Below are 12,319 nucleotides of genomic sequence, written 5' to 3'. Positions count from 1 at the left end.
TCTGTCAGGTCTGCCGAACGTCCCGCCCTGGTCCGACTCGTCTGCTCCGGGCCTCGGCTCGGAGGTGTGGGTGGACCGGGTCCGGTGGCCTGGTAGGTGCCGTTCGGCTCCTCAACGTTGCTCGCCTGTGCGGGCGGCGTGCCCCGGAGGCCGCGACGTGCGGGCCGTCAGCCCTGGCGCTGCTTTGGACGCAAGCTCATAGATCATCCGCGACGCTGCGGTGCTGAAAGTGACCATCGAGCTGCCGTAACGGATTCTCCTGATCCCACTCGCGCTCGAACGACGTGATTATCTGAGGAAAAAACCGGACTGTCAAGTCCATTGCTTGAGGCGCTGCGCCTGGTAGCGCCTGGATTGGAGCGGGTCGGCGCCTACCGGCGGCGACCTCCGCTTGCCCTGAAAGGCGAGGTGAGGCGGCTGCACCGCGGTCGAGATGCCGCTTGACCCGCGTCGGCGGGTGAAGGTCGCACGGTCCTACCTTCTGGCCTTGGCGGTCCAGACCTCAACCGAGTAGGGATGCGCTGTGCAGCCTGGACCACGGACGCCATGGGCCGTCGACGAGAGCCGTAGGTGTCATGTGCTGCCTGTGGTCAGCCCCGACCCGACGCGGGAGCGCTTCGGGCCAGCCTCCAGCGCGGTAGTCACCACGAGCTCGGCCGCTCCTCGGGCGACCTCGCTGATCATGCTCTGCAGCACTGATCCGAACGCCTGGCCGGCCTGGCACCCCAGGTCGAAGGTGCCGCAGTCGTCCGGAGCTTGCAGAGGGACGATCACGGCGTCGGTCCCAGCAGGCGATAGCCGGAGGTGTCGGCTTGGACGCTGGCGCGGGGGAGTGGAACGCGCACCTGCCAGTCCTGCCTCGACCAGCGCAGCGTGGCGTCCACCCGGGACAGCCCACCCAGCGTGCGGGCTTGCGGGGTGTCGGCCAGCAACGAGACGACGACGAACTCGCCCTGCGCCGCGGTGGTGAGCGCTCTCCACAAGATTTCTGGCGGGTGTCGTATCGGGCGTTCTCCCGAACGTCTTGCTGGTAGGGCCCGGCTCGGGTCTCCTGCTGACGACACGAGGAGTGGTGATGTCCCCGACGATGAACGCGATCGACATCGTGGTGTCCGACCTGGAAGCGACGATGGCCTTCTACCGGCGACTCGGGCTCGAGTTCGAGATCGACGCGCACATGCCCGAGCACGCCCAGTGCGACCTGCCCAACGGCCTGCATCTCATGCTCGACACCGAGAACCTCCGGGGCAAGACCATCACCGACTGGAGCCCCGCCGCCGGTGGTCCCCGCGCCTTCTTCGCCTTCGAGTTCCGCGCCCCGTCGGATGTCGACGACAAGTACGCAGAGCTGGTTCAGGCCGGTTACCGCAGGCTGCAGGAGCCGTGGGACGCCTTCTGGGGCATGCGCTACGCCACCGTGGCCGACCCGGACGGCAACGGCATCGACCTGTACGCCACCCTGCCCGCCGGCTGACCATTCACCCCGGGTCACCCCGGCCGGTACTGCCCGAAACACGTCATCCGGAGAAAGGTGAGGCGCATGAAGTACGTGCTGATGTTCATCGAGACCGAGCAGTACGCCAAGGACCTCCAGGCCATGAGTGACGGCGAGCGGGGAGCAGCCTACGAGAAGGTGGGACGGTGGTTCGCCGAACACGCCGCCACGATCACCCACCACACCCACCTCCAGCCCGCGCACACCGCCACCACGCTCCGGCTGGAGGGTGGCAGTTCCGAGATCACCGACGGCCCGTTCGTCGAGGGCAAGGAGATCGTCAGCGGGTTCGTCGAGATCGAGGTCGCCGACCTCGACGAGGCCCTCGCGGTGGCCAGGTCCTGGCCCGCCTGCCCGATCGTCGAGATCCGCCCCGCCGCCTCGTAAGTAGGACGGGGCGATGGCAGAGGCCCACGACGAGCTCGCCCGCGTCGTCCGTGACAATGCGGGCCGGCTCGCCGCATCCCTGATGCACCTGCTCGGGGACTTCGCTGCCGCCGAGGACCTTGTACAGGACGCCATCGAGACGGCGCTGCAGCGCTGGCCGGACGAGGGCATCCCCGACCGCCCCGACGCCTGGCTGTTCACGGTGGCCCGCCGCCGTGGCCTCGACGTGCTGCGTCGCGAGAGCCGCTACCGCGAGAAGCTCGCTCAGCTGCGGTGGCCGATCTCGTCCGAGCCCGACGACCGGCTTCGGCTGATCTTCACCTGCTGCCACCCGGCCCTGCCCCGACAGGCCCAGGTCGCTCTCACCCTGCGCGCCGTGTGCGGGCTCACCACCGCCCAGATCGCCGCCGCGTTCCTCGTGCCCGAGACCACCGTCGCCCAACGCATCACCCGTGCCAAACGGAAGATCGCCGACGCCGGGATCCCGTACCGCATCCCCTCCGACGCCGAGCTGCCCGCCCGGCTCGACGAGGTCCTCACCGTCGTCTACCTCCTCTTCAACGAGGGCTACCTCTCCTCCACCCCCGACGGCCCCCACTCCCGGCTGCTGGCCGAAGACGCGGAATGGCTGGCCGCCTCGCTGGCCTGGACGCTGCCCCGCGAGCCCGAGGTCCTCGGACTCCTGGCATTGATCCGCCTCCACGAAGCCCGCACCGAGGCACGATTCGACCCCCACGGCCAGCTTGTGCTGCTGCGCGACCAGGACCGCAGCCGGTGGGACCACGACGCCATTCATGCCGCCACCCAACTACTGGCCCGCGCGGCGTCCCACCACCGGCCCGGGCAGTACCAACTGCAGGCCGCGATTCTCGCGTGCCACGCCGAGGCGCAGCGCTGGGAGGACACCGACTGGGCGCAAGTCGTCGTGCTCTACGACATGCTGTTGCACGCCGCCCCCACCCCGATCATCCGCCTCAACCGCACCATCGCACTGCGCTACATCACCGGACCGGCCGCTGCGCTCACCGAACTGGAAACCCTCGCCCCGGCCCTCGAACGCCATCACCTCTACCACGCCACCCGCGCTGAGCTGCTCCGCGAACTCGGCCGCCCCCAGCAGGCTCGACTCGCCAACCAGCGAGCCCTCGAACTCACAACAAACCCCGCACAACGCAAGCTCCTGGAGCAGCGCATCGAACAACCGGGCGAGGGAAGCGCGGGCCACCTCACCAGTGGCGCCTGCTGATCCGCCGCCGATGACCCGCAGTATCGGGGAGTAGGGGTCCCGCGGTTGTTCTGGAAGGTGGCTGCTTGGATCGCGGGGCTTTGCGTGACGGCTGAGGATCTCTGTCCGCTCGTCGCGGCGGACGGTTTCCCGGTCCTCGCTCCAGTGGGCGCCCGTTCACGCGAATGGTGGATCCGCCTGGACGGCCTCGGGTCGGCCACTCCGCATGATGGCGTGCACTGCAGGCCCCCGTTCGTCCTGTGGTGAGCAGTACGGCGGGCTTCGCCGCGGTCGGCTCCGGGCCCGAGCAGCACGCCCCGGGGCGTGAAGGTCCACCGTGCGTGGCGTGCGAAGCGGACAAGACGTATCATCTGGACAGGTGCGCCGGGAAGCCTGGTCGGCAGTAGCTGGCTGTCGCGCGAAAGGTACCGGCCATGAGCACCTCGTCTCCCGTCTCTGATCGGGATGACGGACGCCGGTGTCGCCGCGGTCCGCGGCCCGGCGCGTCGTCGACACCACACGAACGAGTCCTCGCCTGGTCCTGCCGTGCTGCTTCCTGTCGAACTGGCCCGACCGGATTCACTGGAACTTCGAAGGAAGTGGGAACCAATGCTCACCACCATTCTGATCGTCGTCGTCGTGCTGGTGCTTCTGCTGCTTTCCAGCAGCGTGCGGATGGTGCAGCAGTACCAGCGGGGGGTGGTGCTGCGGTTCGGGCGGCTACTGCCCGCCGTACGCCAGCCAGGTCTGCGCTTGATGGTTCCGATCGCGGACCGGATGGTGAAGGTGCCGATCCAGACCATCGTCATGGACGTCGATCCGCAGGGCGCGATCACCAAGGACAACGTGACCCTCAGCGTCGACGCGGTGGTGTACTTCCGCGTCGCCGACCCGGTGAAGGCCGTGGTCAACGTGGAGAACTACCTCGGGGCCATCTCGCAGGTCGCCCGGACATCGTTGCGTTCGGTGATCGGGCGAGCCGACCTCGACACCTTGCTTTCGGACCGCGAACAGGTCAACGCGGAGTTGCGGGCCGTGATTGACACCCCTACCGAGGACTGGGGGATCAGTGTCGACCGTGTCGAGATCAAGGACATCGCGCTGCCCGAAGGCATGCGTCGATCGATGTCACGCCAGGCGGAGGCCGAGCGGGACCGGCGCGCCCGCGTGATCGCGGCCGATGGCGAGTTCCAGGCCTCGGCCAAGCTCGCCGATGCCGCACGCGCGATGGGTGTCCCATCGGGAGCACTCCAGCTCCGCCTCCTGCAGACTGTGAGCGACGTGGCCTCGGACAAGAACAGCACGCTGGTCATGCCGCTGCCGGTAGAGGTGCTGCGGTTCTTCGAGCAGGCCACCAGCTCGGGCGGCGACTGGACAGGCGCCGCACCGGGCGACGCTCCACTGCGGCCGGCTGCGCCCAGCGCCGACGCTTCCGGGAACGCGGTGGAGCGCCTGCGCACGGACGGCGACGGGGCCAGGCAGTAGGGCCGTCACCAGAGGTCGCGGGGAAGATCCTCGGTCAGATCATCGAGCTCGCCGCGAGTTCGTGCTGCGTAGGCCGCCTGCGTGCGTTCGTCGAACTCGACGATCGTGAGGCGCCCGTCCCGCAGCGCCCGTTCGAGCCGCCGGACGGCGATCTGCCGCTCGGCGTCCGACACGCGAAGGTCCCGTTGCACGCTCGCTCCGTCCTACTGGAATGGATCGAGGATAGTGACACCCTCGTCGACGGGCGGCCGACACCGATGGCTCCTCTGACGGCCGGCTGAATCGGGACGGTCCGAACAGTCCTTGTCACGACGCTGCTGACGGTTGTCTGACGGTTCGCGGTCACCGAGGGCGAACGGCGTACCAGCGGGTACCCACTCGACAGTGCCATCGTCAGCTGTTCGTGCCCAGCAGTTGACGCTCCGGCCGCCGGCCAGAGGTCCCCCTTCCTCTCTGGCCGGCGGCCACCTTGGCTACCGATGCAGCGCACTTGTGTATCCGGCGGCACCCGGGGTACCGGTGAACATGGCCCACGGCCCCGGGCACTCCCGCCACACACGCAGACGTGCCCCCCGCCGCGGTTCGGCGGCGTCGCTGCGAGCGCTGACAAGACTGCGGTGGATCTGGTCCTCGTTCTGGTTCATCCCGGCCCTGCTGTGCCTGGGCGCCGCGGTGCTGGCCGAGGTGCTGGTCACGACATCGGAGACCGGATCTCGACTGGATCTCGGTCCGCTCAGCCCGCTGTTCTACCGCGTCGGCCCCACCGGGAGCCGCGACCTACTGGGCGCGATCGCCGGTTCCATGCTCGCGGTCGCGGCGACCACCTTCTCCATCACCATCGCCGTGCTCGCGCTGACGTCCTCGACGTACGGGGCGAGGCTGGTGCGGAACTTCATGACGGACCGCGTCAACCAGGCGGTCCTCGGCGTCTTCGTGGCGACGTTCCTCTACTCGCTCCTCGTGCTGCGCTCCATCCGCACGGTGGACACGTCCGCCGACGGTTCCGACGGGGACACGCGGGACTTCGTCCCTCATCTCGCGGTCAACGTGGCTGTGGTCATGGCCGTCGTCTCGATCGGTTTTCTGGTCTGGTTCATCCACCACATCAGCGACTCCATCCAGGTATGGAGGCTGACGGCCCGGGTCCGCGAGGAGCTGTGGGGGACGGTGAATCGCCTCTACCCGGAGCAGATCGGAGCGGACGCCACCGACGTGGCTCACGAGGGGGCAGCTCTCCCGGCCCTCGCGGGCGGAGCTCTTGTGCATGCCAAGCGGGCTGGATACGTGGTGGGGATCAAGCGGGACGGGCTCCTGGCCGCGGCCCGCAGGCACGACGTCGCCGTCCTGCTGTCCGTTCGGCCGGGAGGGTTCTGTGTCGAGGGAACCGAACTCGCGTCGGTGCACCCCGAAGATCGTGTGGATGCGCGGGTCCTTCGCGACGTGGCGGCCACGATCACCCTTGCTGATTCGCGGAGCCCGGAGCAGGACGTCGAGTTCGCCACGCAACAGCTGGTCGAGATGGCCATCCGGGCGCTGTCTCCGGGGACCAACGATCCCTACACGGCGACGAACGCGCTCGACGGCCTCGCGTCGGGGCTCTGTCTGCTCGTGTCCCGCCGCATACCGTCGGCGGCTCGCTACGACGAGGACGGTGAGCTGCGCGTGGTCGCCCCGGCGGTCCAGCCTCGCGACCTGGTGGACCTCGTGTTCGATGCCGTCCGGGTGTACGCGCTGGAGCACCCCGCCGTCCTGCACGGCGCAGTGGATCTCGCCGATCGGATCGCCCTCGCCGGTGACCGCTGCATCGGCGACTCGCTCGTTGTCCAGCTCGACCTGCTCCTGGACGCCTACACGCGCACGGACCCGCCGCCACCCGACCTGGCCCGGCTGCGCGACCGCGTTGAACAGGTACGGCGCCGGTGCGGGTCATCCGACCGGCTGGACCCGTCGCGGTGAGCGACCGAGGTCGCCGGGACCGGAGGTTCCCCGTGTCCCGGCGACCTCGGTCGGGTGTCGGGGGTCCCGCGCCTGACGTCACCGGACGACGAACAGCAGCGTCCGGGTGGCCGGTCCAGCAGTGTTCACTTCCGGGCGATGCGGCCCGTCACCTCACGGACTCAGGACTCGGCGTCCTCTTCGTGGCGCCGTCCCGGTGTCAGGTTTCCCGCCGTTCCGCGTCAGCCGACTGACGACCGGCCGACGTTGTCGGTGTCGCATCGTCGGGCCGGTAACGGGCTGATGCCGGGCGTGATCACCGACCAGGGCAGGCTCACTGCACCCGATCCGTGCCCTTGTGCGCAGCCCGGCGTAGCTGGAGCATCCGCGCGGCGCCGGGGAGTGCCACGAGCAGCATCCCCGCGATCGCGGCGAAGAGCAGCGCGACGCCCGTCGGCAGGGCGCCGGTCCAACTCAGGAATATGATCTGCACCGGTGCTCTGTTCTGCAGGATGAAGATCAGCAGAAATATCAGCACTACCGCGGAGAGGATCATCCCGACCCAGAGTCCGCCCGTCCGGCTCCGTAAGGGTGCGTCTTTCGAGCCCCTCGGGCCCGGACCTCTCACCCGTCGGAAGGGCGATGTCTTCTCACTCATCAACACCCCGCTCCTCTCGACTCCTGAACAGGGGCGTGCAAACGGTTACCCCGCAGCGTAGGCGGCCGGGGCCGGGTCGACCCTTGCGTCGGACTTGCATTTCCCCCGGCTTCTCGGACACGCAATTCCGGAGTGTCCGTGCCGTTGCGGGCGGGCATACCGATGTGCACGGGCCGGGACATGGCGCGGCGCCGTCTGGACGTGAAGGTCGAGCGGCACGACGGCAAGCGATGCCGAGAAAGGGAAGGTGACCCTGTGGGATCCGGCGGGCTCTCTCCCAACCTGCTCGACGCGGTGCTCCTGCTGTTGCTCGCATACGTGGTGGTCCGTGGCTGGCGGCAGGGGGCGCTGTCCCAGGTCGCCGCGTTCGGCGGCTTCGTGCTCGGGCTGCTGGCCGGAGTGTGGGCGGCGCCCCGGATCGCCGGCGTGTTCGTCGCCGAACCCGGACCGGGGCCGGCCATCCTCACTCTCGGCATCCTGCTGGTCGTGGTGCTGATCGGCCAGGGCATCGGGTTGGCCGTGGGTCGGCGCCTGCGCGGAACCGCGCAGCGCGTCGGTGTCGGCAAGGTCGATCGCGGCGCGGGTGTGGCTGTCGGAGCCGCCGGGTTCGTGTTCGTCGTCTGGCTGGTGTCGAACGTGCTCGCGCAGGGACCGGTTCCCGTCCTCGCACAGCAGATTCGCGGTTCGCAGGCGGTCCAGGCCATCGACGCAGTGCTGCCACCCGCTCCTGACGTCGTCGGCCGGATCACCGCGTATCTCGATGACCAGGGCTTCCCGCAGGTGTTCACCGGTCCTGGTCGTGGGGGAATCGCTTCGTCGCCGGTCCCGGCGACGGCTGACGAAGCGGTTCGGGCAGCAGCTGCCGCTGGGCAGCCGAGCACCGTGCAGATCAGCACTGCCGGTTGCGGCGGAGTGGCCGGAGCGGGTTCCGGCTTCGTGATCCGGCCCGGGTTCGTCGTCACGAACGCGCACGTCGTCGCGGGTTTCGACCTGTTGCGGGTGAGGGACGCCGCGGGTGAGCATGCCGCGGTCGCGGTTCACGTCGATCCCGCCCTCGACCTCGCTGTGCTTGCCACCCCCGGAGTTCAGGGCCCCGCGATCGGTTGGGCGGGTGACGCCGTCACCACCGGTGCGCAGGGCGCGACGCTCGGGTTTCCCGGGGGGCAGTCCGAGATGGTGGTACGGCCGGCGACGGTGCGGGGGCGCCTCGATGCTGTGGGCCGCGACATCTATGGGAGGAGCAGGGTGGAGCGGGACATCCTTGCCCTCTCGGCTTCCGTCGAGCGTGGAGACTCGGGTGGGCCGTTCGTCACCAGTGACGGCCTCGTCGGCGGCGTCGTCTTCGCCGGTGACCCTGGCGGTGACACCGGTTACGCGCTCACAGCGGGAGAGGCCCGTCCCGTCGTCGAGGACGCGATCGTCCGCAACGAGGAGGTCGACGTCGGCGCCTGCCGCTTCTGATCCGGCGGCCAGGATCTCCTCAGAGCCATCCTCCCGGCCCGCTGTTCGGCCCGTCGGACCGGTTCCGACCCGGCTTGGCTGCCTCTCCACGGGAGACGTGCACGAGGTAGACGAACATCCCGGCGACGGCGACCAGGACGAGGACCGCGATCGATCCGGTGAGGGCGGCCAGCCCCAGGACGATCGACACCAGGACCCACAGAGGTTCCTCTGTCCCGGTGGGTGTGCTGTCGCGCCGTGACTTCAGCGCCTCGTGGTGCGCCGTGCTGTTGCTGTGCCTCTCGGGCCTCGGGTTCGGGGCCGCATCGTCGGGTTGAGCAGTCGTCATGGTCGTCACCTCCTGCCTTCCGGCATACCCGGCGGATTGCCGTCAGCGGCCAGTTCGTGCTGGATCGTCATGATGTCGTCAGGTTTCCCGAGCAGCTGATGACAGGGGGAGACGCATCCTGACGCTGCGATGTGGTGGTCGGCGGCTGCGCTCGCCTGACAGCTCAGGACCGGATGCTTCGCCCCAACCGGTTCGGGAGTCGGGCTCCCCAGCCGCGCTCACCGCTCCGGTCATCCTTCGGCGCAGTGCCGCCGACCACCTGATCCATTTCTAGCGCCGATCCGATCGTCGGACGAGAGGAAATGGACAATCGTCAGTGCTTCGTCAGGCGAGGCCTCCTCGCTTCGGTCAGAGCGCGCGGGGATCATCTCGATGGAGCGGCGCGGGAGCCTCTGAGTCGTCGTCCGGGCCAGCCGCTGGCTCTGCCGACGAGCGAGACCAACGCGGGAACGAGGAGAGAGCGGATGACGAATGCGTCGATCAGAACACCGACCGCGACGGCGAACGCGAGCTCCTCGAACGGTCCGACGGGGATCAGCGCCACCATGGCGAAGCTCGCCGCCAGGGTGACTCCGGCGGCGTTGATCGCCCGTGTGGAGCGAGGTACCGCCACCGCCACGGCCTCGCGCAGGGTGCGGTGTCGTGCCTCCTCCCAGATGTAGCCCACGCTGAAGATGTTGTAGTCGGAGCCCAGGGAGATGAGCAGCACTGCCGCGGCGAAGGGGACATAGAAGGTGAGGCCGTCACGGCCGAGGACATCCTGGAAGAACCATGTGGTCAGGCCGAGAGAAGCGCCGACGGCAAGCACACTGGTGGCGAGGAGGTAGAGCGGGGCGACGAGGGCTCGCAGGAACCAGACGAGCAGCAGCAGGTCGACCAGGATGACCGCGATCGCCACCCGCTCGAGGTCGGCCACCGCGGTGTCGACCAGGGAGAGGCCGAGCGCGGTGTCGCCTGCATAGGAGACGGTGGCGTCCGGCAGGCCCGCAGCGGCGAGCAGCGCGGGCATCCGCTCGCGGACCTCGCGCAGCCCGTCGATCGCCTCGGCGCCGAGTGGGTCGCTGTCCAGGCTCACGAGGAAGCGCACGGCGCCGCCGCCCGGTGCGGTGAAGAGCCCGAGCGCGAGGGGCAGTGGTTGGTCGCCGGGGCCGAGCACCCCGGCCACGGGCGGCTGCTCCTCCAGCAGCCGCTCGAGCTCGGCCACCTGCGCGGTGCGGCCGGCGATGCCGGGCTCCGCGACGACCAGGGCGGTCGGAGCGATGATCCCCGGCGTGAAACCCGAGGCGGCGCCTTCCGCGGCCACCCGCACCAGGTCGTCGGCCGGGAGCGCACTGATCGGGGACACCGCGGCTCGCAGCCCGGTCAGCGGCAGCGACGCGGCCAGGAGGAGCGCCAGCACCGCGGCGGTGACGGCAGCGGCCACCGGCCGCCGCCCGATGGTCCGAAGGAAGCGCGTGGGAACGGCCGTGTGCCCGGGGCTCGACGGGCCCGGTGCCGGCGGGTTGTCCGGGTCCACGGGGGTGGGGGCGGACCTGGTCGCCGGCCAGAACGTCCAGCGGCCCAGGATGGCCATCAGCGCGGGCACGACGGTCGTCGAGACGATGAGCCCGACCAGCACCGTGATCGCCAGACCCGGTCCGAAGGCCTGGAACAGGGCGGACTCGGCCACCATCAGCGTCGCCACCCCCGCGGCCACGGTCAGGCCGGCAACCATGACGATCGGCAGGTACTCCGCCACCCCCTCGCGCACGGCGTCGCGGCCGTTGCGACCCTCGCGCAGCCTCCGCTGCACACCGGACAGGAAGAAGATCGAGTAGTCCGTGCTGATCCCGAGCATCAGGGCGACGACCACCGGCTCCAGCTGGCTCGGTGCCGAGACGCCGGTGATCTCGCCGACGTACCCGATCGCCCGGTCGGCGAGCAGGTAGCCGACTGCCGCTGTGATGAGCGTGACTACCGGCGCCACCACCGAGCGGAAGTGGAGTCCGACGATGAGCGCGATCACGGCGAGCGTGGCGAGCTCCACCACCGGCAGCGACTCGGTCACGATCCGGCCCTGCGCCGCCTGCAGCGGGATGGTTCCCGTGGCGCCGACGAAGCCACCTTCTGTCTGGTCCAGGCCGGCTGCATAGTCCCGCGCGATGACGTCCTGCTCGCCGAGATTCGCCGTGGGGGCGATGAACAGGTACGTGATGATCGTCGTGTTCTGCTCGCCTGCTTCCGGGAACAGCGCCGGGAGGTTCACCAGTGGGTAGGCCAGCAGCAGTTCGCTGTCCGGTGCGCCGCCGGCGTCGAGGGTTCGTTTGTTGATCTCGAGTGCACGCAGTACCGAGTCGGCCTGGGTGAAGGCATCGAGTCCGCTGGGGTCGCGCTGCACCACGACGGTCCGGCTGAGCAGTGGCAGACCGAACCTGTCGATGGCGTCGAGCTGGGCCTGGACGGCCGGGTTCCCTCTGCCGACCAGTCCGGCCAGACCGCCCCCCGAGCTGCCGAGCCCCGGTAGCAGCATCACCGCGGCGACCGTCGCTGCCGCGATCGCGGCGAGGACGGCCCACGGAGCGGCAACCACCGCGGCGGCGAAGCGACGGGTGGCGGCGCGCCGGAGTCGGCCGCGGACAGCCGCCGGCTCATTCACGGGGTGGGCCGGCGGCAGATCCGATCCAGCCGGGGGGCAGGATCCCGAGGCGACGGAGCTCAGCCGCAGCGAGGTGCGAGTGATGGCCTCGGGCGATGTCGCGCCAGGGCTGGGCGCTGACCTGGTGCAGCTCGGGACAGGGGATGTGGTGCGCCGCAGCTCGGGCCAGGTGCTCGACGAGCGCCGGTTCGGCCGGCCCGTCGAGCATCCGGCGCAGTTGCCGGAGCTCGCGCCGGCGGGCGAGCCGCAGCGGCGCGTAGAGCAGGACGAGCGGTACGACCGGGATCGCGACGATCACGATGCCGATCAGCACACCGAGCGCCCGCAGGTCGGCCCGGACGGTGGTGGCGCTGGTGCGCACCTCGGCCGCCGTGTCCCCGATGCCAGCCGCCAACCGGCCCGCGTCGTCGCCGACGAACGGAACCTGGCCGAGGAGCCCGACCCCCTGCGCGGCCTGGTCGAGGGCGTGGGCTCCCTCCAGCAGGGCCCGGTGGATCTCGGCCAGCCCCGCCACGTACGCGCCGGTGACCGCGCCGAGTGCCGCGAACACCAGGGCCGCTACCGCTGCCGCAACGTCACACCACCACACCGCGCGCCGGCTGGGGATCAGCGTGACCTGCGACAGCACGGCACCTCCGGCTCGCGTGGACCTGCGCTGACACTGGCACGCGCCTACGCTGCCCGCCATCGGAAGAGCGCGCGCCCGCGAC

Annotated in this window: 13 protein-coding genes; 6 read left to right on the top strand and 7 right to left on the bottom strand. The window is 69.9% G+C overall.

The features are described from left to right. Window positions 1–573 precede the first annotated feature (573 nt). Window positions 574–774 carry a hypothetical protein gene (locus AC5L35_RS27360; RefSeq protein ID WP_495062575.1) on the bottom strand — a complete coding sequence of 67 codons (201 nt, stop codon included), beginning with the start codon at window positions 772–774 and terminating at the stop codon, window positions 574–576. Then, window positions 771–983, bottom strand: a complete 213-nt coding sequence (locus tag AC5L35_RS27355; protein WP_495062574.1) for a hypothetical protein — start codon at window positions 981–983, stop codon at window positions 771–773. The genes AC5L35_RS27360 and AC5L35_RS27355 overlap by 4 nt, the downstream gene beginning before the upstream one ends. Window positions 984–1,075: 92 nt before the next feature. On the opposite strand from AC5L35_RS27355, the gene AC5L35_RS27350 reads away from it, so the two are divergent. From AC5L35_RS27350 to AC5L35_RS27335, 4 genes are all read left to right on the top strand, one after another. Further along, on the top strand, window positions 1,076–1,474 hold the full coding sequence (locus AC5L35_RS27350; RefSeq protein WP_495062573.1) for a VOC family protein: 399 nt from the start codon (window positions 1,076–1,078) through the stop codon (window positions 1,472–1,474). Between the two features lie 66 nt (window positions 1,475–1,540). Continuing rightward, complete coding sequence (locus AC5L35_RS27345; RefSeq protein WP_495062572.1) at window positions 1,541–1,882, top strand: YciI family protein; 342 nt, start codon at window positions 1,541–1,543, stop codon at window positions 1,880–1,882. 13 nt (window positions 1,883–1,895) lie between these two features. Beyond that, on the top strand, window positions 1,896–3,128 hold the full coding sequence (locus tag AC5L35_RS27340; protein ID WP_495062571.1) for an RNA polymerase sigma factor: 1,233 nt from the start codon (window positions 1,896–1,898) through the stop codon (window positions 3,126–3,128). Between the two features lie 588 nt (window positions 3,129–3,716). Next, window positions 3,717–4,592: a slipin family protein gene (locus AC5L35_RS27335; RefSeq protein ID WP_495062597.1), complete on the top strand. Its 876-nt coding sequence runs from the start codon at window positions 3,717–3,719 to the stop codon at window positions 4,590–4,592. A gap of 5 nt (window positions 4,593–4,597) precedes the next feature. On the opposite strand, the gene AC5L35_RS27330 is transcribed toward AC5L35_RS27335, so the two are convergent. Beyond that, on the bottom strand, window positions 4,598–4,783 hold the full coding sequence (locus AC5L35_RS27330) for a DUF1707 SHOCT-like domain-containing protein (RefSeq protein ID WP_495062570.1): 186 nt from the start codon (window positions 4,781–4,783) through the stop codon (window positions 4,598–4,600). Between the two features lie 334 nt (window positions 4,784–5,117). Between AC5L35_RS27330 and AC5L35_RS27325 the strand changes: the two genes are divergently transcribed. Beyond that, window positions 5,118–6,548 (top strand): DUF2254 domain-containing protein, encoded by a 1,431-nt coding sequence (locus AC5L35_RS27325; RefSeq protein WP_495062569.1) that lies wholly within the window; start codon window positions 5,118–5,120, stop codon window positions 6,546–6,548. A gap of 313 nt (window positions 6,549–6,861) precedes the next feature. Here AC5L35_RS27325 and AC5L35_RS27320 read toward each other — a convergent pair whose 3' ends face one another. After that, the gene (locus AC5L35_RS27320; RefSeq protein ID WP_495062568.1) at window positions 6,862–7,083 is read right to left on the bottom strand and encodes a LapA family protein; all 222 of its coding nucleotides are present in this window, start codon (window positions 7,081–7,083) and stop codon (window positions 6,862–6,864) included. Between the two features lie 357 nt (window positions 7,084–7,440). Here AC5L35_RS27320 and AC5L35_RS27315 point away from each other — a divergent pair, with 357 nt between their 5' ends. Further along, window positions 7,441–8,646: a MarP family serine protease gene (locus AC5L35_RS27315; RefSeq protein ID WP_495062567.1), complete on the top strand. Its 1,206-nt coding sequence runs from the start codon at window positions 7,441–7,443 to the stop codon at window positions 8,644–8,646. 19 nt (window positions 8,647–8,665) lie between these two features. On the opposite strand, the gene AC5L35_RS27310 is transcribed toward AC5L35_RS27315, so the two are convergent. The 3 genes from AC5L35_RS27310 to AC5L35_RS27300 all read right to left on the bottom strand — a co-directional run bounded on the left by AC5L35_RS27310 (window position 8,666) and on the right by AC5L35_RS27300 (window position 12,237). Next, window positions 8,666–8,974, bottom strand: a complete 309-nt coding sequence (locus AC5L35_RS27310; RefSeq protein WP_495062566.1) for a hypothetical protein — start codon at window positions 8,972–8,974, stop codon at window positions 8,666–8,668. 364 nt (window positions 8,975–9,338) lie between these two features. Next, entirely contained in the window at window positions 9,339–11,609 is a 2,271-nt protein-coding gene (locus AC5L35_RS27305) for an MMPL family transporter (protein ID WP_495062565.1), read from the bottom strand. Further along, complete coding sequence (locus AC5L35_RS27300; RefSeq protein ID WP_495062564.1) at window positions 11,602–12,237, bottom strand: hypothetical protein; 636 nt, start codon at window positions 12,235–12,237, stop codon at window positions 11,602–11,604. Before AC5L35_RS27300 ends, AC5L35_RS27305 begins: the two co-directional genes overlap by 8 nt. Window positions 12,238–12,319 lie beyond the last annotated feature (82 nt).

The sequence above is a fragment of the Pseudonocardia sp. OZ21 genome (genome assembly GCF_059359135.1).
The sequence above is the reverse complement of the archived record's forward strand: the minus strand, read 5'-3'. Positions and strand labels throughout refer to the sequence as shown.

What these genes read in the sequence shown, in the direction of transcription:
- AC5L35_RS27345 (WP_495062572.1), top strand. Translation starts at nt 1,541, where the DNA reads ATGAAGTACGTGCTGATGTTCATCGAGACCGAGCAGTACGCCAAGGAC.
- AC5L35_RS27325 (WP_495062569.1), top strand. Translation starts at nt 5,118, where the DNA reads ATGGCCCACGGCCCCGGGCACTCCCGCCACACACGCAGACGTGCCCCC.
- AC5L35_RS27350 (WP_495062573.1), top strand. Translation starts at nt 1,076, where the DNA reads ATGTCCCCGACGATGAACGCGATCGACATCGTGGTGTCCGACCTGGAA.
- AC5L35_RS27340 (WP_495062571.1), top strand. Translation starts at nt 1,896, where the DNA reads ATGGCAGAGGCCCACGACGAGCTCGCCCGCGTCGTCCGTGACAATGCG.
- AC5L35_RS27320 (WP_495062568.1), bottom strand. Translation starts at nt 7,083, where the DNA reads ATGATCCTCTCCGCGGTAGTGCTGATATTTCTGCTGATCTTCATCCTG.
- AC5L35_RS27310 (WP_495062566.1), bottom strand. Translation starts at nt 8,974, where the DNA reads ATGACGACTGCTCAACCCGACGATGCGGCCCCGAACCCGAGGCCCGAG.
- AC5L35_RS27335 (WP_495062597.1), top strand. Translation starts at nt 3,717, where the DNA reads ATGCTCACCACCATTCTGATCGTCGTCGTCGTGCTGGTGCTTCTGCTG.